The 21,023-nt window shown below is 68.5% G+C and carries 19 protein-coding genes; 12 read left to right on the top strand and 7 right to left on the bottom strand.

The window, feature by feature from the left end:
- The first annotated feature begins 23 nt into the window (after window positions 1-23).
- The gene (locus ACFQ4E_RS16000; protein ID WP_386805310.1) at window positions 24-455 is read left to right on the top strand and encodes a hypothetical protein; all 432 of its coding nucleotides are present in this window, start codon (window positions 24-26) and stop codon (window positions 453-455) included.
- A 15-nt stretch (window positions 456-470) separates the two neighbouring features.
- Here ACFQ4E_RS16000 and ACFQ4E_RS15995 read toward each other — a convergent pair whose 3' ends face one another.
- Complete coding sequence (locus tag ACFQ4E_RS15995; protein ID WP_386805309.1) at window positions 471-794, bottom strand: HesB/IscA family protein; 324 nt, start codon at window positions 792-794, stop codon at window positions 471-473.
- 56 nt (window positions 795-850) lie between these two features.
- On the opposite strand from ACFQ4E_RS15995, the gene ACFQ4E_RS15990 reads away from it, so the two are divergent.
- The 10 genes from ACFQ4E_RS15990 to ACFQ4E_RS15945 all read left to right on the top strand — a co-directional run bounded on the left by ACFQ4E_RS15990 (window position 851) and on the right by ACFQ4E_RS15945 (window position 11,568).
- The gene (locus ACFQ4E_RS15990; RefSeq protein WP_386805307.1) at window positions 851-2,056 is read left to right on the top strand and encodes a deoxyguanosinetriphosphate triphosphohydrolase; all 1,206 of its coding nucleotides are present in this window, start codon (window positions 851-853) and stop codon (window positions 2,054-2,056) included.
- Between the two features lie 193 nt (window positions 2,057-2,249).
- Window positions 2,250-2,846 (top strand): hypothetical protein, encoded by a 597-nt coding sequence (locus tag ACFQ4E_RS15985; RefSeq protein WP_386805305.1) that lies wholly within the window; start codon window positions 2,250-2,252, stop codon window positions 2,844-2,846.
- 3 nt (window positions 2,847-2,849) lie between these two features.
- Entirely contained in the window at window positions 2,850-4,670 is a 1,821-nt protein-coding gene (locus ACFQ4E_RS15980) for a cation:proton antiporter (RefSeq protein WP_386805303.1), read from the top strand.
- An 81-nt stretch (window positions 4,671-4,751) separates the two neighbouring features.
- Window positions 4,752-6,497 carry an arginine--tRNA ligase gene (gene argS / locus ACFQ4E_RS15975; RefSeq protein ID WP_386805301.1) on the top strand — a complete coding sequence of 582 codons (1,746 nt, stop codon included), beginning with the start codon at window positions 4,752-4,754 and terminating at the stop codon, window positions 6,495-6,497.
- 77 nt (window positions 6,498-6,574) lie between these two features.
- A complete protein-coding gene (locus tag ACFQ4E_RS15970) occupies window positions 6,575-7,504 on the top strand; it encodes an SPOR domain-containing protein (RefSeq protein ID WP_386805299.1) in 930 nt (309 codons plus the stop codon).
- Window positions 7,501-8,505 carry a glycoside hydrolase family 3 N-terminal domain-containing protein gene (locus ACFQ4E_RS15965; protein WP_386805298.1) on the top strand — a complete coding sequence of 335 codons (1,005 nt, stop codon included), beginning with the start codon at window positions 7,501-7,503 and terminating at the stop codon, window positions 8,503-8,505. Before ACFQ4E_RS15970 ends, ACFQ4E_RS15965 begins: the two co-directional genes overlap by 4 nt.
- Window positions 8,502-9,293 (top strand): segregation and condensation protein A, encoded by a 792-nt coding sequence (locus ACFQ4E_RS15960; protein ID WP_386805296.1) that lies wholly within the window; start codon window positions 8,502-8,504, stop codon window positions 9,291-9,293. The genes ACFQ4E_RS15965 and ACFQ4E_RS15960 overlap by 4 nt, the downstream gene beginning before the upstream one ends.
- Window positions 9,290-9,994, top strand: a complete 705-nt coding sequence (gene scpB / locus ACFQ4E_RS15955) for an SMC-Scp complex subunit ScpB (protein WP_386805294.1) — start codon at window positions 9,290-9,292, stop codon at window positions 9,992-9,994. The genes ACFQ4E_RS15960 and scpB overlap by 4 nt, the downstream gene beginning before the upstream one ends.
- A 65-nt stretch (window positions 9,995-10,059) precedes the next feature.
- Window positions 10,060-10,275: a hypothetical protein gene (locus ACFQ4E_RS15950; RefSeq protein WP_386805292.1), complete on the top strand. Its 216-nt coding sequence runs from the start codon at window positions 10,060-10,062 to the stop codon at window positions 10,273-10,275.
- Window positions 10,276-10,365: 90 nt separating this feature from the next.
- Complete coding sequence (locus tag ACFQ4E_RS15945; RefSeq protein ID WP_386805290.1) at window positions 10,366-11,568, top strand: hypothetical protein; 1,203 nt, start codon at window positions 10,366-10,368, stop codon at window positions 11,566-11,568.
- Window positions 11,569-11,631: 63 nt separating this feature from the next.
- On the opposite strand, the gene ACFQ4E_RS15940 is transcribed toward ACFQ4E_RS15945, so the two are convergent.
- The 3 genes from ACFQ4E_RS15940 to ACFQ4E_RS15930 form a co-directional block, all read right to left on the bottom strand.
- Complete coding sequence (locus ACFQ4E_RS15940) at window positions 11,632-12,294, bottom strand: DUF1236 domain-containing protein (RefSeq protein ID WP_386805288.1); 663 nt, start codon at window positions 12,292-12,294, stop codon at window positions 11,632-11,634.
- Between the two features lie 220 nt (window positions 12,295-12,514).
- A complete protein-coding gene (locus ACFQ4E_RS15935) occupies window positions 12,515-13,591 on the bottom strand; it encodes a 2'-deoxycytidine 5'-triphosphate deaminase (RefSeq protein ID WP_386805287.1) in 1,077 nt (358 codons plus the stop codon).
- 202 nt (window positions 13,592-13,793) lie between these two features.
- Window positions 13,794-16,388 carry a cation-translocating P-type ATPase gene (locus ACFQ4E_RS15930; protein WP_386805285.1) on the bottom strand — a complete coding sequence of 865 codons (2,595 nt, stop codon included), beginning with the start codon at window positions 16,386-16,388 and terminating at the stop codon, window positions 13,794-13,796.
- Window positions 16,389-16,519: 131 nt separating this feature from the next.
- Here ACFQ4E_RS15930 and ACFQ4E_RS15925 point away from each other — a divergent pair, with 131 nt between their 5' ends.
- The gene (locus ACFQ4E_RS15925) at window positions 16,520-16,891 is read left to right on the top strand and encodes a phasin family protein (protein ID WP_386805283.1); all 372 of its coding nucleotides are present in this window, start codon (window positions 16,520-16,522) and stop codon (window positions 16,889-16,891) included.
- 10 nt (window positions 16,892-16,901) lie between these two features.
- Here ACFQ4E_RS15925 and ACFQ4E_RS15920 read toward each other — a convergent pair whose 3' ends face one another.
- The 3 genes from ACFQ4E_RS15920 to ACFQ4E_RS15910 form a co-directional block, all read right to left on the bottom strand.
- Window positions 16,902-18,602 carry a PHA/PHB synthase family protein gene (locus ACFQ4E_RS15920; protein ID WP_386805281.1) on the bottom strand — a complete coding sequence of 567 codons (1,701 nt, stop codon included), beginning with the start codon at window positions 18,600-18,602 and terminating at the stop codon, window positions 16,902-16,904.
- 1 nt (window position 18,603) lies between these two features.
- On the bottom strand, window positions 18,604-19,818 hold the full coding sequence (locus ACFQ4E_RS15915; protein WP_386805279.1) for an efflux RND transporter periplasmic adaptor subunit: 1,215 nt from the start codon (window positions 19,816-19,818) through the stop codon (window positions 18,604-18,606).
- 4 nt (window positions 19,819-19,822) lie between these two features.
- Window positions 19,823-21,023 (bottom strand): ABC transporter permease (locus ACFQ4E_RS15910; RefSeq protein WP_386805278.1); only part of this gene is annotated, 1,201 nt, incomplete at its 5' end.

Raw genomic sequence — 21,023 nt, 5'->3', positions numbered from 1 at the left:
CCCGTCCGCGGGCAGGAGGTGTCATGACCGCAAGCGTGTTGAAATGGCTCGGCGGCATCGGCTCGGCGGTGGTCGCCGGGCTGGCGGTCTGGTGGCTGACCGCCGAGGGCGGACCGTTTGTTCCCAAGCACAAACCGCCGCCGCCGCGCACGCCCGCGCCGAAGATCGTGCTTCTGGACAGCCGGATCGAGGCGCCCGACCTGAGCCAGGCCTACGGGGATCGGTTCGAGGGGTGGTTCACGCTTCATAACGACGGCGACGCCACGGCGGAGAACTGCCTTCTGTGGCTGATCGACGGCGGCAGCCGACGGTTCGGTCTTGAGCCCGGCGGCAAACGCCAAGTCCATGTTCTCACGAGCCAGCTCTACCGCGAACCTGGTCGCGTCGATCTCTACGCGATCGTCCAATGCGACGGCTACGAGCGGCAGCTTTACCGCGAGATGCACACTCTCTGAAACTGCGTCGGGCGCTCAGATCGAGAAGCTGGTGCCGCAGCCGCAGGAGGACGTGGCGTTGGGGTTCTCGATCACGAAGCGCGCGCCGATCAGCTCATCGGCGAAGTCGATCACCGCGTTCGACAGGAAGGGCAGGGAGACGCTGTCCACGACCACCTGCTGGCCCTGGCCTTCGAGCACCAGATCGTCCTCGGCGGGCGCGTCGAGCTTGATCTCGTACTGGAACCCCGAACAGCCGCCGCCCTCGACGGCGACGCGAAGCGCGTGGCCCTGGTCGGCCGCGCCGATCTCGGCGAGGCGGGCGAAGGCGCGGTCGGTGACTTTGGGCGGCAGTTGCATGATATCCCCTCGCACGCGGTCCGCGCGCGGTTTCTTTCCGGTCAGGCCTGCAATATATGGAGCCTCGGGACAGCTCACAAGGATGGCGAGGCAGGATGCGCGCCCGATACGCATGCGATCCCGCGGGCTCCCGCGGGCGGCTCTACGCGGAAGAGGAAAGCGCCTTCCGGTCGCCGTTCCAGCGCGACCGCGACCGGATCATCCATGCCTCGGCCTTTCGCAGGCTCAAGCACAAGACGCAGGTCTTCGTCGAGCACGAGGGCGATTTCTTCCGCACCCGGCTCACCCATTCCATCGAGGTCGCGCAGGTCGCGCGCACCATCGCCAACGCGCTCGGGCTCGACACCGACCTGACCGAGGCGGTGGCGCTTGCCCATGACCTCGGCCACACGCCCTTCGGTCACACCGGAGAGGACGCGCTCGACGCGCTGATGAAACCCTTCGGCGGGTTCGATCACAACGCGCAGGCGCTGCGGATCGTCACCTCGCTCGAGCGGCATTATGCCGGGTTCGACGGTCTGAACCTGACCTGGGAGACGCTCGAGGGCATCGCCAAGCACAATGGGCCGGTGCCGCGGCCCTTGCCCTATGCGCTGGCGGAATACGACGCCCGGCACGATCTGGAGCTCGACACCCATGCCAGCGCCGAGGCGCAGGTGGCCGCGCTCTCAGATGACATCGCCTACAACAATCACGACCTCCATGACGGGCTGCGCGCGGGTCTCTTCTCGGAAGACGAGATCGCGCCCTTGCCGCTTGTCCGCGAGGCCTATGCCGAGGTCGATGCGCTCTGGCCCGATCTCGATCCCTACCGGCGGCGCCACGAGGCGCTCCGGCGGGTCTTCGGCGCGATGGTCAGCGATCTGATCGACACCTCGCGCGCGGCGCTCGAGGCGAGCGGTGCCGACAGCGTCGACGCGATCCGCCATCTCGGGCGCCCCGTCATCGCCTTCTCCGCGCCGATGGCGGCGGCGATCCGCGAGATCAAGAGCTTCCTTTTCGGCCACATGTACCGCGCCCCCTCGGTCATGGCGCAGCGCGCGCGGGTCACCGAGGCGGTGGAGGCGCTCTTCCCGATCTACCTCGCCACCCCCGAAGAGATGCCCGAGCATTGGCGCCACGGGCTCGATACCTGCGCGGACGAGACCGCGCGGGCGCGGCTCGTGGCCGACTATGTCGCGGGCATGACGGACCGGTTCGCGCTGCAGGAGCATGCCCGTCTGACCGGCGCGCAGCTGCTCGGCAAGGTCGGGGATTCCTGACCGACCCTAGACCAATTCGCGATTGTGCCGGGCCTTCCCCCCTTGGCATGGTGTGCCGGTGCCTGTCCTCCGGTCGCATGTGTGCCCGGTTGCCTTTGTGAAGGAGCGCGTCCGCGACGTGTTTGGAGTGTCTCATTTTTCCGGACGTATCGTGCTCTGCGCCGGGGCCTGTCATCCGCTCGGGCGCTCCCTCGTGCGACGGCTTGCCGGCTTCGGAGCGATCGTGGTCGCGGTGGACGCGGACGAGCGCGGCCTTCTGGAGCTTGCGCGAGGCCATCCCGACCGGATCGAGCCCCTGGCGCTCGACCCGCGCTGCTCGGCGCGCTGGGCGGATATCGCCGCGGCCTGGGGGACGGAGCCGCTGCACGTCTTTCTCGACATGACGCTTCTGGCGCCCGAGGCCGCGACCCGCATGGGCCGCGCTCTGGCCGATCTCGACGCGCTGACGGGCGCCTTGCGCGCCGGGCTGAGGCGGGGGCAAGCGACCGGCGTGATCGCTTTGCCGGTGCCGGACCGAGGCGCGGCACGCGCCCAGGTCGCGCTGGCTGCAGCGGCGCGCGCGATCCTGCCCGAGCTTGCCACACGGTCGCGCCCGGCGCGGCTGGCCGGGGTCGAGATCGGCACGGGTGGCCCGTGGGACGCGGATCGGCTGACCGCGCTCGGCGACGCGGTGCTGATGCTCTGCCATCCGGTGTCGCGCGCGGTGGTGGCGGGTACGGTTGTGTCCTGCGAGGCGGGAACGATCGGTGCGCGAGCCGCGTTAGACGAAGCTACAGCGGAGACGTCTTGAAGTATGGCAACAGGTGTTGAGGGCGGTCTGACGCCTGTTATGGCTTTCGCGGTGGTGGGTGCGCTTGGTGTTGGCTCCCAGTGGTTGGCCTGGCGTCTGAGGATGCCGGCGATCGTGCTCATGCTGCTCGCGGGGCTGATCGTCGGACCCGGTCTCGGACTTCTCGACCCGAGCGAGGATTTCGGGGCCTTGATGCAGCCCCTCATCGCGGTGGCCGTTGCGATCATCCTCTTCGAAGGCGGATTGACCCTCAATCTCAAGAGCTTGCAGGACGCAGCTGAAGGGGTGAAGCGGCTCGTCGTGATCGGCGCGCCGCTCGGATGGGCGGCCTCGACGGCGGCGCTTCACTGGGTCGCGGGCCTCTCCTGGGAGACCTCGGCGGTCTTTGGCGGCATCATGATCGTGACCGGTCCGACCGTGATCGCCCCGCTTCTGCGCCAGGCGCGGCTGCGCCGCCGCCCGGCAGCGCTCCTGAACTGGGAGGCGATCGTCAACGATCCCGTCGGAGCACTGGCTGCGGTCCTGGCCTTCGAGGTCGTGATCGTGCTCCAGACCGCCAGCGGCGTCGGGCATGCGGCGTGGGAGCTTTTCGTGGGCGTCGCGGTCGCGAGCGTGCTCGGTCTTCTGGCAGGCTGGGGCGTGGCGCGTGCGTTCAGCCGCGGCTGGGTCCCGGAATACATGAAGATCCCGGTCCTCTTCGTTGTTCTCCTTGGTGTTTTTGCGGTCTCCGACGCCGTTCTGCATGAAAGCGGCCTGCTCGCGGTGACGCTCATGGGTCTCCTGATCGCAAACGTCGAACTGCCGTCCTACACCGAGATCCGCCGCTTCAAGGAGCAGGCGACGGTGATGCTGGTGTCTGGCGTGTTCATCCTCTTGGCCGCGAATATGGATCGCCAGACGCTGATGGCGCTCGACTGGCGGGCGCTCCTGTTCGTCCTGTCGGTCATCCTGATCGCCCGCCCGCTTGCGGTGCTGACGTCGCTCGCGTTCTCGGCCATCCCCTGGTCCGAGCGGCTCCTCGTCGCCTTCACCGGTCCGCGCGGCGTGGTTCTGGTCGCGGTGGCGGGGCTCTTCGGCGAGCGTCTGACCGCGCTCGGGATCGAGGACGGCACCCAGATCGGCCCCCTGGCCTTTGCGCTCGTGGCGGCGACGGTCGTGCTGCACGGGTTCACGCTCCAGCCGATGGCGAAGCTTCTGAAGCTGACCGCCGCGGATCGGCCCGGCGTGATGATCGTCGGCGGCTCGGCCTGGTCCGTGGCACTGGCGCAGGCGCTCGGCAAGCTGGACCTGCCGGTGATCATCGTCGATCCCAACCACAGCCATCTCCGCGCCGCGCGCGAGGCGGGGATCGAGACCTATTTCGGCGATCTTCTCTCCGAGGATGCCGAGCACCGGCTCGATCTGGTGCGCTACGAGAAGGTCGTCGCGACCACCGACAACGACGCCTACAACACGCTCGTCACCACTGACCTCGGCCCGGAATTCGGGCGCGAGCATGTCTACCAGCTCAAGCGCGTGCGCGGCGGCTCCGCCCGCCATGCGCTGCCCGCGACGCTCGGCGGGCGCCCGATCGGTCCGGACGAGACCTATTGGGAGGCCAATGCCCGCCTTCGCGAAGGCTGGGAGTTCCGCGTCACCCGCCTCTCCGAGGAGTTCCAGCTGCCCGACTGGTACGAGAAGAACCCCGAAGCGATCCCGGTCGCCGAGCTTGGCCCCGAGGGCGCGCTGCGCTTTCTCGGACCCGACGACACGCCGCGGGACCTGAACGATGTGCGGCTCGTGGCGCTGGCGCCGAAGCGCGAGGAGCGCAAGGACGCGGCATGAGGGCAGGGCGCGAAGAGCCGCGCCCGCATTGACCCCGGCCCGCCCCGTGGTAAGACCCGCGGCGTCAGATCTGGGAAAACCATGAACCTCTTCGCCGATATCCGCATCCTCGTCACCGAGGCCATCGACACGCTTGCCGCCAGGGGCACGCTTCCCGAGGGCCTGCCCTTCGACAACATCGCCGTCGAGCCGCCGCGCGATCCGTCGCATGGCGATATGGCGACGAATGCCGCGATGGTGCTCGCCAAGCCCGCCGGGATGAAGCCGCGCGAGATCGCCGAGGCGCTGGCGCCGATGCTGGCCGAGGATTCGCGCATCGCCACCGCCGAGGTCGCGGGGCCGGGCTTCCTCAACCTGCGGCTCTCGGATGCCGTCTGGCAGGACGTCGCCAAGACCGTTCTGAGCGACGGCGCGGCGTTCGGGCGCTCGATCATGGGGCAGGGGATCAAGGTCAATGTCGAGTATGTCTCGGCGAACCCGACTGGGCCGCTTCATGTCGGCCACACACGGGGCGCGGTCTTCGGCGACGCTCTGGCGGCGCTTCTGGATTACGCGGGCTATGACGTGACCCGCGAATATTACATCAACGACGGCGGCGCGCAGGTCGATGTGCTCGCGCGGTCGGTCTACCTGCGCTATCTCGAGGCGCATGGGCAGGAGGTCGCCTTTGCCGACGGCACCTATCCCGGCGAATATTTGATCGAGGTCGGCGAGGCGCTGAAGGCCAAGGTGGGCGACGCCTATCTCGACGCGTCCGAGGACGTCTGGCTCGAGCCTGTCCGGGAATTCGCCACCGACGCGATGATGGCGCTGATCCGCGAGGACCTGGCGCTTCTGGGCGTCGAGATGGATCATTTCTTCTCCGAGAAATCGCTCTACGGCACCGGCAAGATTGAGCGGGCCATTAATGAGCTCGTCGAACGGGGTCTGATCTATCGCGGCGTGCTGGAGCCGCCCAAGGGCAAGCTGCCCGAGGATTGGGAGCCGCGCGAGCAGACGCTCTTCAAGTCGACCAAGCATGGCGACGACGTGGACCGGCCGATCCGGAAATCGGACGGCAGCTGGACCTATTTCGCGCCCGACATCGCCTATCATTACGACAAGGTCAGGCGCGGCTTCGACCAGCTCATCGACGTCTTTGGCGCCGATCACGGCGGCTATGTGAAGCGGATGAAGGCGGCGGTCTCGGCGCTCTCGAACGGCTCGGTGCCGCTCGACATCAAGCTCTGCCAACTCGTCAAGCTCTACAAGAACGGCGAGCCCTTCAAGATGTCGAAGCGCGCCGGCACCTTCGTCACCCTGCGCGACGTGGTCGAGCAGGTGGGCCCCGACGTCACCCGTTTCGTGATGCTGACGCGGAAGAACGACGCGCCGCTGGATTTCGATTTCGACAAGGCGGTCGAGCAGTCCAAGGACAACCCGGTGTTCTACGTGCAATACGCCCACGCGCGTGTGTGCTCGGTCTTGCGCAAGGGCACCGAGGCGGGGATGGACCTGTCGGACCAGGCCCTTCTCGAGGCCGATCTCTCGGGCATGACCCACGAGACCGAGCTGGCGGTTGCGAAGAAACTCGCCGAATGGCCGCGGCTCGTCGAGATCGCCGCGCGCACCCACGAGCCGCACCGCGTCGCCTTCTATCTCTATGAATTGGCGTCAGATCTGCACGCGCTCTGGAACCGCGGCAACGACGAGCCGGGGCTTCGTTTCCTGCAGGAGGGTGATCCTGCCACAAGCCGCTCGAAAACCGCTCTGGCGCGGGCGGTCGCGGTTGTCATTGCCGCCGGTCTGGGTATCTTGGGCGTCACTCCGGTCGAGGAAATGCGCTGAGCGATAAAGCGCCCCGCCGGGTGAGCAGACAAGAACCAGGGTCCGGCGGCGCGCCGCAACGGACAGGCGAGGCAGGCATGGCGGATATCTATTACGAGGGGCCCGAAGCGGGGTCCAAGCGCAAATTGGCTAGCTGGACCAACTGGGTCGGCGCGGGCGTCTCGCTTGCGCTGGTCGCGGGTGTCGGCATCTGGGGCACCAAGCTGGTGATGCGCGACGTGAGCGGCATCCCGGTGGTTCAGGCCGCCGAGGGCCCGATGCGGGTCGCCCCCGAACAGCCCGGCGGCCGCGAGGCCGAGCATCAGGGGCTGGCGGTCAACGCGGTGGCCGCTCTCGGCACCGCCGAGGACGTGCCCGACGAGCTGCGCCTTGCGCCGCAACCGGATTCGCTGGCGGTCGAGGACATCACCCTCGCCGAGTATGACGAGATCACCACGCCGCCCGAAGTGCCCGATCGCCTGCTCGAGCGGGTGGCGGCGCTGGCCGTGCCCCAGCCCGATTTCGACAGCGACCCCGATGCCGCCATCGAGGCGCTCGCCGCGCAGATCGCCGCCGGGATCGAGCCGTTCTCGCCCGTCGAGGCCGCGTCTGACGCGCAGATCATCCTCGCCTCCGCCAGTGCCGGCGATGCCATCATCCGTCCGCGCCAGCGTCCCCGCAGCACGGCCGTGTCGGGCCTGCGGACCGCCGCGCTCTCCGCTCCGGCGGCCATCGCGACCCGGTCGACGACCGAGATCGAGCCCGAGACCTTGGGCGCGGGCACCCGTCTCGTGCAGCTCGGCGCATTCGACAGTGCCGCGACCGCGCGGGCGGAATGGGCGCGACTGGAGACGCGCTTCGGTGCCTATCTCGACGACAAGGCGCGCGTGGTGGAGCGGGCGCAGACCGGCGGAAAGACCTTCTACCGGCTGCGCGCGCATGGCTTCGACGACCTCTCCGACGCGCGCCGTTTCTGCGCGGCCTTCGTGGCCGATGGCGCGGACTGCATTCCGGTGGTGGTCCGGTGACGGCCTCGGGCGCAGCGATCCTCGGCTGCGAGGGGCTGCGCCTGTCCGAGGCGGAGCGGCGTCTCTTTCGCGACACCGACCCCTGGGGCTTCATCTTGTTCGCACGCAATATCGACAGCACCGCGCAGGTCGCGGGGCTGACCGAGGAGCTGCGTGACAGCGTCGGCCGAGACGCGCCGATCTTCGTCGACCAGGAGGGCGGTCGCGTGCAGCGCCTGCGCCCGCCCCTGGCCCGCGACTGGGCGCCGCCTCTCGAGTTCGCGCAGGACTACGGCCCGCAAGCGGCGCGCGCCATGTATCTGCGCTACCGCATCATCGCCGCGGAACTGCGCGCGCACGGGATCGACGGCAATTGCGCGCCGATGCTCGATGTCGCGCGGCGCGACACCCATCGCTTCCTGCGCAACCGCTGTTACGGCGAGACGCTCGACGAGGTGACCGAGCTTGGCCGCTCGGTGGCGCTCGCCCATCTCGACGGCGGCGTGCTCCCCGTGATCAAGCACATGCCCGGCCACGGGCTCGCCCGGCTCGACAGCCATCTCGACCTGCCGCGGATCGAGGCGGATCGCAAGACGCTGGAGGCGGTCGATTTCGCCGCCTTCCGGCCCTTCGCGGACCTGCCTCTGGGCATGACGGCGCATCTGGTCTTCGAGGCCTATGACGACGCGCCCGCGACCATCTCGCCCGAGATGATCGGGCTCATCCGCGACCAGATCGGCTTCGACGGTCTCCTGATGACCGACGACATCTCGATGGAGGCGCTCTCGGGCACGGTCGCGGAGCGCGGCGCGGCCTCGATCGCGGCGGGCTGCGATCTGGTCCTGCATTGCAATGGCGAGATGGACGAGATGGTGGCGCTGATGGACCGGGTCGGCACCCTCTCGGACGCGGCGGTGGCGCGGGCCGATAGGGCTCTGGCAGAGCGGCGCGACCCGGGCGAGGTTGACATCACCGCCCTGACCGAGATGTTGGAGGCGCTTCCCACCGAGCGCTCCGGATGACCGATACAGAGTCCACTGTTCAACCCCTCTCCGTCGCAGATCGCCTCGCCGCCGAGGCGCTCATCATCGACGTGGACGGGTTCGAGGGGCCGCTCGACCTGCTTCTCACGCTGTCGCGGACGCAGAAGGTCGATCTGAGGAAGATCTCGGTCCTCGATCTGGCGCGGCAATACCTGGCCTTTGTCGAGAAGGCGCGTGAGCTGCGGATCGAGCTGGCGGCGGATTACCTGGTGATGGCGGCCTGGCTCGCCTTCCTGAAATCGCGGCTCCTGCTGCCGCCCGATCCGGTCGCGGACGGTCCCTCGGGCGAGGAGCTGGCCGCGCATCTGGCCTTCCAGCTCCAGCGGCTCGAGGCGATGCGGGACGTGGCCGCGCGGCTCATGGCGCGGGATCAGAAGGGGCGCGACTTCTTCCCGCGCGGCCTGCCCGAGCGGATCGAGCGCGTCCGCCGGGTGCGCTACACCGCGACGCTTCTCGACCTGATGCAGGCCTATGCCCGCATCCGCACCCGCGACGAGTTCCGCCCCTTCGTGATGGACCGCGACAACGTCTTCACCATGGAACAGGCGCTTGACCGGATGCGCGGGATGATCGGCTTCGCGGGCACCTGGACGGATATCTGCTCCTACCTGCCCGAGGGATGGGAGAATGATCCGGTGCGCCGCCGCTCCGCCACCGCCGCGACCTTCGCCGCCTCGCTGGAGCTGGTGAAGGAAGGCCGGGCCGAACTGCGGCAGTCGGGCATCTTCGCGCCGATCGAGCTTCGCCGTCGCGAGGGCCGGACATGAGCGAGGACACCGACGAGGATATCGCGGCCGGGGAGGCTTCCGCCGCGCCCGAACCTCAGGGCCACGAGTCGCTCTTCGAGGCGCCCGACATGCCCGAGCAGGAGCGCATGGTCGAGGCGATCCTCTTTGCCAGCGCCGAGCCGGTCACCGTGGCCGAGCTCAACGCCCGGATGCCGCATGGTTCCGACGCCGCCGAGGCGCTGCGCCTTCTCAGGGACCGCTACGAGGGCCGCGGCGTGCAGGTGGCGCGGATCGGCGATGCCTGGGCGATCCGCACGGCCTCGGACCTTGGGTTCCTCATGCAGAAGGAAACCGTCGAGACCCGCAAGCTCAGCCGCGCCGCGATCGAGACGCTCGCGATCATCGCCTACCACCAGCCGGTCACCCGCGCCGAGATCGAGGAGATCCGCGGCGTCTCGGTCAGCCGCGGGACGGTGGACCAGCTTCTCGAGATGGAGTGGATTCGCTTCGGTCGGCGCAAGATGACACCTGGCCGTCCCGTGACCTTCGTTGTGACGGAAGGCTTCCTCGACCATTTCGGGCTCGAGAGCGCCCGCGACCTGCCGGGCCTCAAGGAGCTGCGCTCGGCCGGTCTTCTGGAGAACCGGTTGCCGCCCGACACCGCGCCTTTGGCCGGCGATGGCGACACCGATGCCGACGAGGCGCTCGACGAGGGCCAGTCCGAGCTTTTCGAGGACTAGGCCCAGAAATCGGCGCATTCTGTGGCTAGACCGCCCAGCGAGCAGAGTGCGAAAGGAGGCCGCCCATGAATGGCAGCCAGATCGTCAACATGGTCCTGCGGATGGTGATGAACCGCCTGATCCGCAAGGGCGTGAATACCGGGCTGGACCGCGTCTTCGGACAGGGCAAGGCGCCCGAGGACATGACCCCGGAAGAGCGCCGCCGCGCCAGAAGCGCGAAAAAGCAGACCGCCCAGGCCCGGAAGACCCTGCGCAGCGCGCGCCGTCTCAACCGCTTCTGACATCGCCCGCACACGCGTGCGTTGAGAAAATCGCGAAATGCGGGTAGTGTGTCCGTATTTCAGACGCTTTTTTCTCACGGAGCGATTGTCATGGCGCGATTTCTGCCCGGGGTCTACCGGCCCTCTCTTCTGTCGCTGATCCTCATCGGCCTCTATCTCATTTTCGTTGGCGCGCTCACTCTGGGCTTCGCCGCCTATATCACCCGCACCTCGATCCAGACCGAGATCGCCGCCGACAGCGCGGTGTTCAGGTCCATCGACGCGGTCTTTCACCACACCCGGTCCGAGACGCGGCTGCTGAACGAGCGCCGCGCGGCACAGGCGCAGGCGGACGAGGCGCAGACCAAGCTGCTCGCGGCCGAGCTTGTCGCCGAGCAGAAGGACCGTCAGGTCCGACGGCTCGCGACCCAGCGCGACGAAGCGCTCGGACAGTTGACCCACAGAACCGACGATCTCCGGGCGCGGTTCTCGCGGCTCGAGGACGGGCTGCCGAGCATCTTGGCCGGGGCGCGCGCCAAGGGGCTCGATGCCGAAGCCGAGGCGCTGTCGAAGCTTCCCGTCGCCCCGGCCTCGTCGGACAGCGCGCTGAGCGGTGACCAGGACGCGCTGTCCGAGGCGCGGAGCGCGGTCAAGGAGATCGAGGCCAAGATGGCCGTCAGCGAGGTCGAGGCGGCCTATGCCGCGAACGAGCGGGTGATCGCGAAACACCGGCTCGAGACTGCCGCGAACGACGTGCAGAGGGTCGACGAGGCGCTCGCCACCCTGCGCAGCGACGACCGTCTGGCCTCGCCGCACCTGACCCGGATCCGCTGGATGGAGGGGGACAATACCGGGGCCAGCGCGCTTTTTTCGCGCATGGTCAGTTGGCCGACCATCCTCTTGACGCTCTTCGTCACGGTGTTTTCGGGCGCGCTCGGGTCGGTGGTATCGTTCAGCCGCGCCTATGGCGCGTCCGAGACCGGCTCGCAGCAGGACAGCTCGACGCGGCTCTTCGTCGGCATCGGCGAAGGCACGGCGGCGGCGATCGCGATCTTCCTGCTCTCGGGGGCAGGCATGCTGGTCCTGAGCCAGGGCACGGGCGTGGCCAACCGGGTCGAGCTCAGCCCTTACACGGTGGCCTTCATCGCCTTCGTCTCGGGCTTCATGGCCTCGGATGCGTTCGGCCGGATCGAGGAGACCGGTCGGCAATTCTTCAAGCGCGACCGGCAGGAGAAGGGCGCGGCGGAGACGGAGGCGGGTGCTGCGACGGATCGGAACGGGGCGGGCAATGCGCCCGCTGCGACACCGCAATAGGACGGAAAAAGGCCCCGGCGATGTGCCGGGGCCCTGATCTCTGCTTGATCGCGAAAGCTGCGATCAGCGGATGACGCGCACGATGCGGCGGTTCTCGGGGTTCACCACGACATACTGCTCGTTCACGTTGACGTACTGGTACTGTGCGTCCGGCACTTCGTAGAGCGTCACGGTGTCGGGGATACCTGCGCCCACGACGACTTCGCCGTTCAGGTAGACCGGCTCGACCGGGTTCGCGGTGACGTAGGTCACGGTCTCTTCCGGCACGGACTCGGCACCCACGGCGGCACCGATCACGGCACCGGCTGCGGCGGCGGCAGGGCCACCCACGATCAGCGAGCCGACAGCCGCACCCCAGGCACCGACGGACGCGGCGCCGACGGCTTCTTCGGTGGTGTTGTCATAGGTGACGGTCTCGACCTTCACGCGGTCGGTGTTCTGGTAGATGACGACCGGCTCGTTCTCGACCGGGGTTGTCAGATAGGCGGAATAGGCCCAGCCGGACGTGCCGTCATAGGTCACTTCGCACCACTCACCGGCTTCGAGGCAACCTGCGACATCGACGGCGCCCTCGGCGGGGATGACGCTCTGGACGGCATACTGCGGTCCGGGGCCTGCGCGGAGGTTGAGGTCGGTCGTCGCCGACGCGGTCATCGCGGCCGAAACCGGGGCTGCGGCGAGGCCGCAGAGCGCGGCGGCGGTCAGAAGGTTGGTCTTGCGGATCATTGATCTTCTCCGTTTCCAAAGACCCCGAATGCCGGGGCCGTCTGGGAAGGAGAAGCCGCGAGAGCCCCGATCCGTTCCGTGGGCTTCTGAAAAATGTTTGCTGTTCAGCGCCTTTTCGCCAACCTTTAAGGTGATCGGCAAAAATATGTTCAGCAGGTGCGGTCTTGCATGTTTCGCTGGAACGAAGACGCAGGGCCGCGCGTTCCCGGCGATTTCGCGGTCAGGCGCGAAAATGCTTGGAGAGCTTCAGACCCTGTCCCTGGTAGTTCGAGGAGATGCCCGCGCCGTAGACCTGGCGCGGTTCCTCGTCCATCCGCTCGTAGACCAGCCGCCCCACGACCTGCCCGTGTTCCAGAACGAAAGGCGCCTCGTGGCAGCGCACTTCGAGGACGCCGCGGGACCCGGTGCCACCCGCACCGGCATGGCCGAAGCCCGGATCGAAGAACCCGGCGTAATGGACGCGGAACTCGCCGACCATGGCGAGATAGGGCGCCATCTCGGCGGCATAGGCGGGCGGGATGTGGACCGCTTCGCGGCTCACGAGGATGTAGAAGGCGTCGGGGTCGAGGATGATGCGGCCCTCGGTGGTGCGCAGTTCTTCCCAGAATTCGCTGGGGTCGTATTTGCCGATCCGGTCGAGGTCGATCACGCCGGTATGGGGTTTGGCGCGGTAGCCGACGAGGTCGGTGCCCTCGGGCTTCAGATCGACGGAGAAGCCCAGCCCGTCGGAAATGACCGCCGGTCCGCCCGAGACCAGCGTGTCGCTCTCGTGGAGCGCGGTCAGTTCGGCGTCGGTCAGGACGGATTGCCCACGGCGGAAGCGGACCTGGTTGAGCCGCATGCCGGGACGGACCAGAACCGAGAAGGAGCGGGGGCAGATCTCGGCATAGAGCGGTCCGGTATAGCCGGGCGCGATGCGGTCGAACTCGGTGCCGCCGTCGCAGATCGTGCGGGTCAGAAGGTCGAGCCGCCCGGTCGAGCTCTTGGCATTGGCGATGGCCTGGATGTCGTCGGGGAGCGCGAGGCTCTCCATTAGCGGCACCACGTAGACGCAGCCCTTCTCGAGGACCGCGCCCTGGCTCAGGTCGATCGTGTGCATGCGGAACTCGTCGAGCCGCTCGGCGACGCTGCGCCCGGTCCCGGCAAGGAACGACGCGCGCACCCGGTGGGCGACCGTCCCGAGCCTCAGATCGAGGCTCGCGGGCTGGACCTGACCCTCGGCCAGGTCGGTCTCGATGCTGATCGCACCGGTTTCGAGCAGCGTCTCGATCTGCTGGCTTGCCAAAACCCCGGTCATGTCCCGCCTCATTCTCCGCGTGCGGCAGATCCCTAGCAGGCGGAAGGGACAAGGGAAACGGCAAGTGATGCGTTGGGAGGGATCGGCGTGTTGGGAGGTCTCGTGAGATACGCCAGTCAGGCCTCGGAGGGACTGTCCGAGGCCGCGGTCTGCATCCTCCGTCCTGTCGCTGCCAATGAGTGATGGGGCTGAGCGCGGCAGATCAGCGCGCGCGGCGCTGATTCAGCATCTTGAACCCCTCCGGCACGACGATCAGCGGCAGCGCCAGCGTGGCGATGGACAGCCAGTGGCCAGCGGCGATCGGCACCGTGTGCAGGAGCGTCTGGAGCGGCGGCCAGTAGACCACCGCGACCTGTGCCAGAAGGCTGATCGAGAAGGCCACGACGAGGAACCGGTTCGAGAACCAGCCGACGGACAAGACCGGCCGGCTGAGCGAGCGGAAGGCGAAGACGCTGACCTTTTCGAAGACCAGCATGCCGGTGAAGGCGACGGTACGCGCCAGATCCGTGCCCGAGGGCAGGAGCGTGTAGAAGAGCCAGAGGCTCGCGCCTGCGGTGTAGATGCCGAAGCAGAGCATCAGGATCAGACCGACGCGCCCGAGGATCGGCTCGTTCACCCGGCGCGGGCGGCGGCGCATCTGGTCGGGGTCGGCCTCTTCGAGGCCGAGCGCGACGGCGGTCGCCCCGTCGGTCACGAGGTTCATCCAGAGGATCTGCGTGGGCAAAAACACCAGCGGCCCGCCGAGGGCGAGGTTGGCGAGAATCGCCAGCACCTCGCCCGCGTTGGAGCACAGCAGATAGCGGACGAACTTGCGCACATTGTCGAATTGCCGCCGCCCCTCGGCGATGGCCGCGACGATAGTCGAGAAATTGTCGTCGAGCAGGATCAGGTCGGCGGCGCTTTTGGAGACCTCGGTGCCGCGCAGGCCCATCGCGATGCCGATATCGGCGGTCTTGAGCGCGGGGGCGTCGTTCACGCCGTCGCCGGTCATCGCGACGATCTGGCGCTGGCCCTGCAGCGCCTCGACGATGCGGAGCTTGTGCTCGGGCCGGGTGCGGGCGAAGAGCACATCGCACGAGAGCCGCTGGGACAGGGCCTCGGGGGTGAGCGTGTCGAGCTCGGTCCCTTCGATCACGTCCGGAGCGCCGAGCCCGATATGCCTGGCGACCGCGGTGGCGGTGCGGGGGCCGTCGCCGGTGATCATCATCACCCGGATGCCGGCCGAGCGCGCGTCCGCGACGGCCTTGGCCACTTCCGGTCGGGGCGGGTCCATCATCCCGGCGAGGCCCAGGAAGGTGAGGGCCTTTTCGTCCATGTCGTCGGGCGCGGCCAGGCGAGAGGCGAGCGCGAGAACCCGCAGCCCGTCTCCGGCCATGTCCTGATAGGCGGCCTCGACCCGGGCGCGGGTCGCGTCGTCGAGAGGCACCGGGCCATCTGGTCCGAGAAGGTGATCGCATCGCGCGAGCACGATCTCGGGCGCGCCTTTGACATGCAGGCGCAGGCGGTCGCCGTCCCGGGCCAACACGCTCATGCGCTTGCGCTCGCTGGAAAAGGGTTTTTCCGCGATCCGGGCCTCGGGCGGGACGGGATCGGCCCAGCCCTTGTAGGCGAGCGTCACCAGCGCGCCCTCGGTCGGATCGCCGATCATCGTCCAGCTATCCGCCTCGCGCCGCAGCGTGGCATGGGTGCAGGTGAGGGCGGTCGCGAGCGCCGCTCGCAGCACCGGATCGTCTCCGGCGCGGACGCGCGTTCCGTCCCGCGCGATGTGGCCAGCCGGGTCGTAGCCGTCGCCCGTCACCTCGTAGGCCGCGCCCGGGGTCCAGAAACGGCGGACGGTCATGGCGTTCTCGGTCAAGGTGCCGGTCTTGTCGGTGCAGATCACCGAGGCCGCGCCGAGCGTGTCGACCGCCTGAAGACGCCGCGCCAGCGCGTGTTTGCGCGCCATCGCCGAGGCGCCCAGCGCGAGCGTGATCGTCACGACCGCGGGAAGCCCCTCGGGCACCATCGCGACGGCGAGCGACAGCCCGGTCATGACCATCTCGAAAAGAGGCCGCCCGGCCCACCAGCCGAGGAGCGCCACGAGCCCGGCGATGGCCAGCGCTCCGGCGCCGATCTGCTGGGCGAGGCTGCCGAGGCGGCGCTGCAGGTTGGTGCGTTTCTCGCCGACCTCGCCGGTCAGCCGCGCCACGGTCCCGAACCGGGTCGCAAGCCCGGTGGCGACGGCGACGCCCTCGGCGCGGCCCGCGACCAGAGCGGTTCCGGCGAAAAGCTGGCCGTCCTCGGCCTCGGCGCCCGCGCTCTTGTCCACGGGCACGGATTCGCCCGTCAGCGTGCTTTCGTCGGCGCGCAGATCGGTGCCCGCGGAGAGGTGCAGGTCGGCGGGGATCGCCTCGCCGGTTTCCACTACGACCACGTCGCCCGGCACGATCTCGCGCGCGGGGATCTGGCGCTCGACGCCGTCGCGCAGGACGACCGCCACGGGATGCAGCATGGCGCGGAGCGCGTCGAGCGCGGTCTCGGCGCGCCATTCCTGAACGAAACCGAGGATCGCGTTCAGGACCAGCACCAGAAAGATCGCCAGCGCGTCGATCCGCTCGTCGAGAAGAAAGGCGATCACCGCCGCGGCGGCGAGGATCAGGACGAGGAAGCCCCGGAACTGGCGCAGGAAGATCGCCAGCGGGGTCGGCGGCGTCGGGCGGGGCAGCTCGTTCCAGCCGTGGCGCTCTCTGAGCGCCGGGACCTCGGCGCTCGTCAAGCCCGCGCGGGGACCGGTCCTGTCGGGCGAGGCGTTCGTCATGCGGCCTCGGTCCGGATGCCCAGGGGCGCGGGTCTGCGCCGCGGGAGGCGTCCCGGGATTTGCGCAGGATCAACGATTGGCCCCGCGACTCGGCCTAGGGTGCCCGCGGAACCAGAGACAGGGAGACAGCCATGCCTGAGAAAACCACCGAGACGACCCGCAAGCCCGCCGCCAAGCCCACGGTCGATCCGACCGAGATGATGAGCGATGCCGCCGCGCTCCAGGCCTACGGGTTCAACACCGTCGCCGGGATGAGCGTCGCCTGGGCCGAGGCGCTGAGCGAGATGGGCAGCGAGGTGCTGAGTTTCGTCGCGCACCGGATCAAGGAAGACGTCAAGACCCAGCACCAGATCCTGCATTGTCGTGACGTGGGCGAGCTGCAGAAAATCCAGGCGGAGTTCCTGCAGACCGCGATCGACCAGTACCGCGCGGAGACCGGCAAGCTCTTCGAGCTGAGCCGCGATCTTCTCGCGCCGGTCGAACCCGGCGGCGACAAGAGCTGATCGTCCGAGCTCAGCCAAAGACGTAAGACCCCGGGGCCGCGCCCAAGCTGCGGCCCCGTCGCTCTTTGGCGACCCGGTCTGCGCCGCTTCGTGCGGACAGCCACTCCGCCCAGGCGGGCCACCACGAGCCCTCGTGCTCGGGCGTGGTCTCGACCCAGGTCTCGGGGTCGATATGGCGCTGGCCTTCGGTCTTGTCGCGGATGCGGTAGTGGCGGTGGGGATGCCCGGGTTCTGAGAGGACGCCACTGTTGTGGCCGCCTGCGGTCAGGCAGAAGGTCACGTCGGTATCGGTCAGAAGATGCAGCTTGAAAACCGAGCGCCAGGGCGAGACGTGGTCCTTTTCGGTCCCGAGGCAGAAGATCGGCGCGCGGATATCGGACAGGGCGACCGTCTCGGTGCCGACCCGGAAGCGGCCTTTGGCGAGCCGGTTCTCGAGGAACATCTGACGCAGGTACTCGGAATGCATCCGGGCGGGCATCCGGGTCGCGTCGCTGTTCCAGGCCATCAGGTCGTTCATCTCGGTCCGTTCGCCCAAGAGGTAATGCCGGATCACCCGGCTCCAGATCAGGTCGGCCGAGCGCAGCATTCGGAACGCGCCCGCCATCTGGTCGGCGCGAAGATAGCCCTGCCGCGCCATGATGTCTTCGAGAAAGGCGACCTGGCTTTCGTTGATGAAGAGCGAGAGCTCGCCCGGTTCGGAGAAATCGACCTGCGCGGCCAGAAGCGAGACGGTCCCGAGCCGTGCGTCCCCGTCCCGCGCCATCGCCGCCGCGGCGGCGGCCAGAAGCGTGCCGCCGAGGCAATAGCCCACTGCGTGAACCCGGTCCGAGGCCTCCGGCGCGATGTGATCCAGCGCGGCGCCGAAGCCCGTGGTCAGGTAGTCCTGCAGGCTCAGCTCCGCGTCCTCATGGCCGGGGTTTATCCACGAGATCGCGTAGACCTCGAACCCCTGATCGCGGAGCCAGGCGATCATCGAGTTCCCGGGCGAGAGATCGAGGATGTAGTATTTCATGATCCAGGCCGGGACGATCAGGATCGGCTTTGCATGGACGCGCGCTGTTGTCGGGCGATAGCGGATGAGTTCGATCAGCCCGTTGCGCAGCACGACCTCGCCTGGGGTGACCGCGATGGTCTCGCCGACGGTGTAGTCCGGGTCGGGCGTGCGCGCGCCGGTGATCACCTGGTTCATGTCTTCGAGCCAGTTGCGCAAACCCCGCAGGAAATTTTCCCCGTGTTCGGTCTGCGCGCGCTCGAGCACGTCGGGATTCGTGGTCGCGAAATTCGACGGCGACAGCATGTCCAGCATCTGCCGCGCCGCGAAGGAGACGATGCGCTGATGCGCGGGATCGAGCCCGGGCAGGGGGGCGGTGGCTTTTTCCCACCAGGCCTGGTTGAGGAGAAACCAGTTGGCGAAGAGATTGAAGGGAGGGCGGCTCCAGGCCGGGCCCTGGAAGCGGCGGTCCGAGGCGCGGCGCGCGCAGAGCCCGCCGGGATCGCCGCTCATCGGGCAGAGCGCGGCGGCGGCGTAGGCCTCGAGGAGGTTCGCGCCTCCCTGCCGCATGAGGTCGATCTGGCGCATCGGCGCGCTCGTCAGATGCAGCGCCCAGTCGGTATAGGCCGTGGCAAGCGCGGCGGGAGAGATGCCGCCGGTCACCGCGCCGATCCTGCTTCGCAGGATGCGGTCGAGATCGGGTTGGGGGTGTTCGGCCATGTCAGAGATCTCCGAAGGTGCTGCGCTCGACGAAAAGGGCGCCATCCTCGAGATCGCGGCTCGGATGGGTCACCACCCGGTCGCCGTCCTCGAGGCCGCCCGTCACCGTGGCGTAGCGGCCGTTGCGGCGGCCGATGGTCACGGGGACGCGGACGACGCGGTCCTCCTCGGCGCGGAACACGGACCAGCCGTCGCCCGAGCGGAAGGCGGCGCTGAGCGGGATCAGCATCGCGTCGGCTTCCTCGTATTCGATGACCCTCAGGAAGACCGCGAAACCGTGGCCGAGCTGCTGGAACGTCTCGGGCGGCGAGGTGATCTCGAAGATCGCGTCGACCCGCTGCTCCTCGATCCCGAGGGCCGAGATCTTTGTGCGCGCGGCGGGGTCGATGCGGACGAGCCGGGCGTCGAGCGGCGCGCCGCCCCAGCGTTCGACCCGGGCACGGGCCTTGGGCGGCAGGCGGACGGCGTCCGAGGACAGGATATCGGCGACGATCTCCAACTGGCGCGGGTCGCCGAGGGACAGGAGCCGCGTGCCTGCGGTCACGGGCCGCGCGCTGACGGTGTCGATCTCAAGGATCACCCCGTCCGCGGGCGCCAGGATCGGCACGCAGCAGACCGCGCCGCCCGCATCCGAGGTCATGTCGACCAGCGCGGCGCGCGCGGCATCCAGCCCGCTCGTGGCCTGCGCGATCCGTGCCTCGGCGGCGGCGACCGCGGCATCGGCGATGGCGCGGCGCTGATGGGCGCTTTCGAGCTGGGTGATCGAGGCGACATTGCGCTCCACCAGCAGGGCGATGCGGTCGTATTGGCTTTGCGCGTAGGTCAGATCCTCTTGCGCCTTGGTCTGGTCGGAGCGGGCGACGTTCAGCGCGGCTTCCATCTCGCGGACATGCGCTTCGGCCTGAAGCCGGGTTCGCGCATCGAGAAGGCCGGGGAGCGAGGGTTCGACCTGCGCCACCACGGTCTCGCCCGCAACGACCGGATCGCCGACCGAGACCGGCGCGCGCAGCGCCATGCCCGAGATCGGCGCGGCGATCTCGTAGATCTCGGCGACGCGGGTCTGGCCGTCGACATCCACGGTGATCTCGAAATCGCTGCGCGTGACGGTGTGCAGATCGACTGGCACCGGCTCCGGCCGAAAGGTCACGAAGGCGAGCCCGGCGACGACGGCCAGTCCCAATCCGGCCAATACGATGTTCCTGTGGGTCTGGGCCATGCACTCACTCCCGGGTTTTCATGACGGCGACGAGATCGAGCCGGTCGAGGCGGCGGCGGACGATCAGGACCGAGGCGAAGGCGGCGGCCAGAACGATGAGGCTCGCGGTGGAAAAGGTCGACGCCTGGAAGACGAGCGGGATCGCGTAGAGATCGCTCGCGAAGCTCTCGGTCATGAGCTTCGCGATCAGCCAGCCGATCCACCAGCCCAGAGGCTGGGCGATGAGCGCCAGCGCCATGATCTCGCCCACCAGCACGAAGCCGACCTCGCTGCGGGTGAAGCCGAGGATGCGCAGGCTCGCCAGTTCGCGTGCGCGCTCGGACAGCTGGATGCGGGCGCCGTTATAGGCGACGCCGACGGTGATCAGGATGCCAAGCACGGTGTAGATCGTCGTGGTGATCAGGATGTTCTGGCTGATCGTTTCGCGGAAGCTGTCGAGGTTCTTCAGCATCATCGCGCGGCCCGCGAGCCGCGGCAGGTCCTTCAGCCGGGCTTCGAAGGCCTCGGTTTGCGCCGGATCAAGCGTAACATTGATCACCGAGACCTGAGGCGCCTGCTGGAACATCCGGTCGGCGGTCTCCTGGTCCATGTAGGCGCCAAGCCCGAAATACTGGGTGGTCAGGCGGGTGACGGGCAGGTCGAAGGCGCCCTTGCGCAAGCCCAGGAACTCGGCCTCGACCACGTCGCCGGGCCCGACGCCCAATTGCGTCGCCAGGCGCCGCGACAGCATGAGACCCCCGGGCGGCGCGTCGATGGGGGCACCGGCCTCGTCGACCACGCGGCTGAGATCGGTGCCGGGGCGGCGCGCCTCGATCACCACGCGCTTCGAGCGGTGGCCGTTCGTCAGCACGGCCGTCAGGTATTGCTGCCCCTCGGCCTGGAGGACGCCGGGCAGGCGGCGCGCATCCTCGAGCGCGCTCTCGGGCATGGCGTTGTTGAAGAAGAGCACCGCGTGCTGGCGGTTGGCCTGGTGAAACGCCATGTCGATCATGTGCTCGAGCGCGTCGGGAAAGAAGTTCGATGCCACCAGGATCGCCACGGCAAGCGCCATCCCGAGCGCGCCGGTCAGCGCGCGCACCGGCCACCGGATGAGGCTGCGCAGGATCATCATGGAGGGCTGGCTGACCCTGAGCACAGCGAGCGCCCGGTCGAGCCAGGTGCGGCGGAACCGCGGCGGCGCGGGCGGGGCCATGGCGGTCGCGGGC

Origin of the sequence: Litorisediminicola beolgyonensis (assembly GCF_042679605.1) — a bacterium.
Classification (GTDB): Bacteria; Pseudomonadota; Alphaproteobacteria; order Rhodobacterales; family Rhodobacteraceae; genus Litorisediminicola; species Litorisediminicola beolgyonensis.
This window is presented reverse-complemented; position numbering and strand designations above follow the sequence as displayed.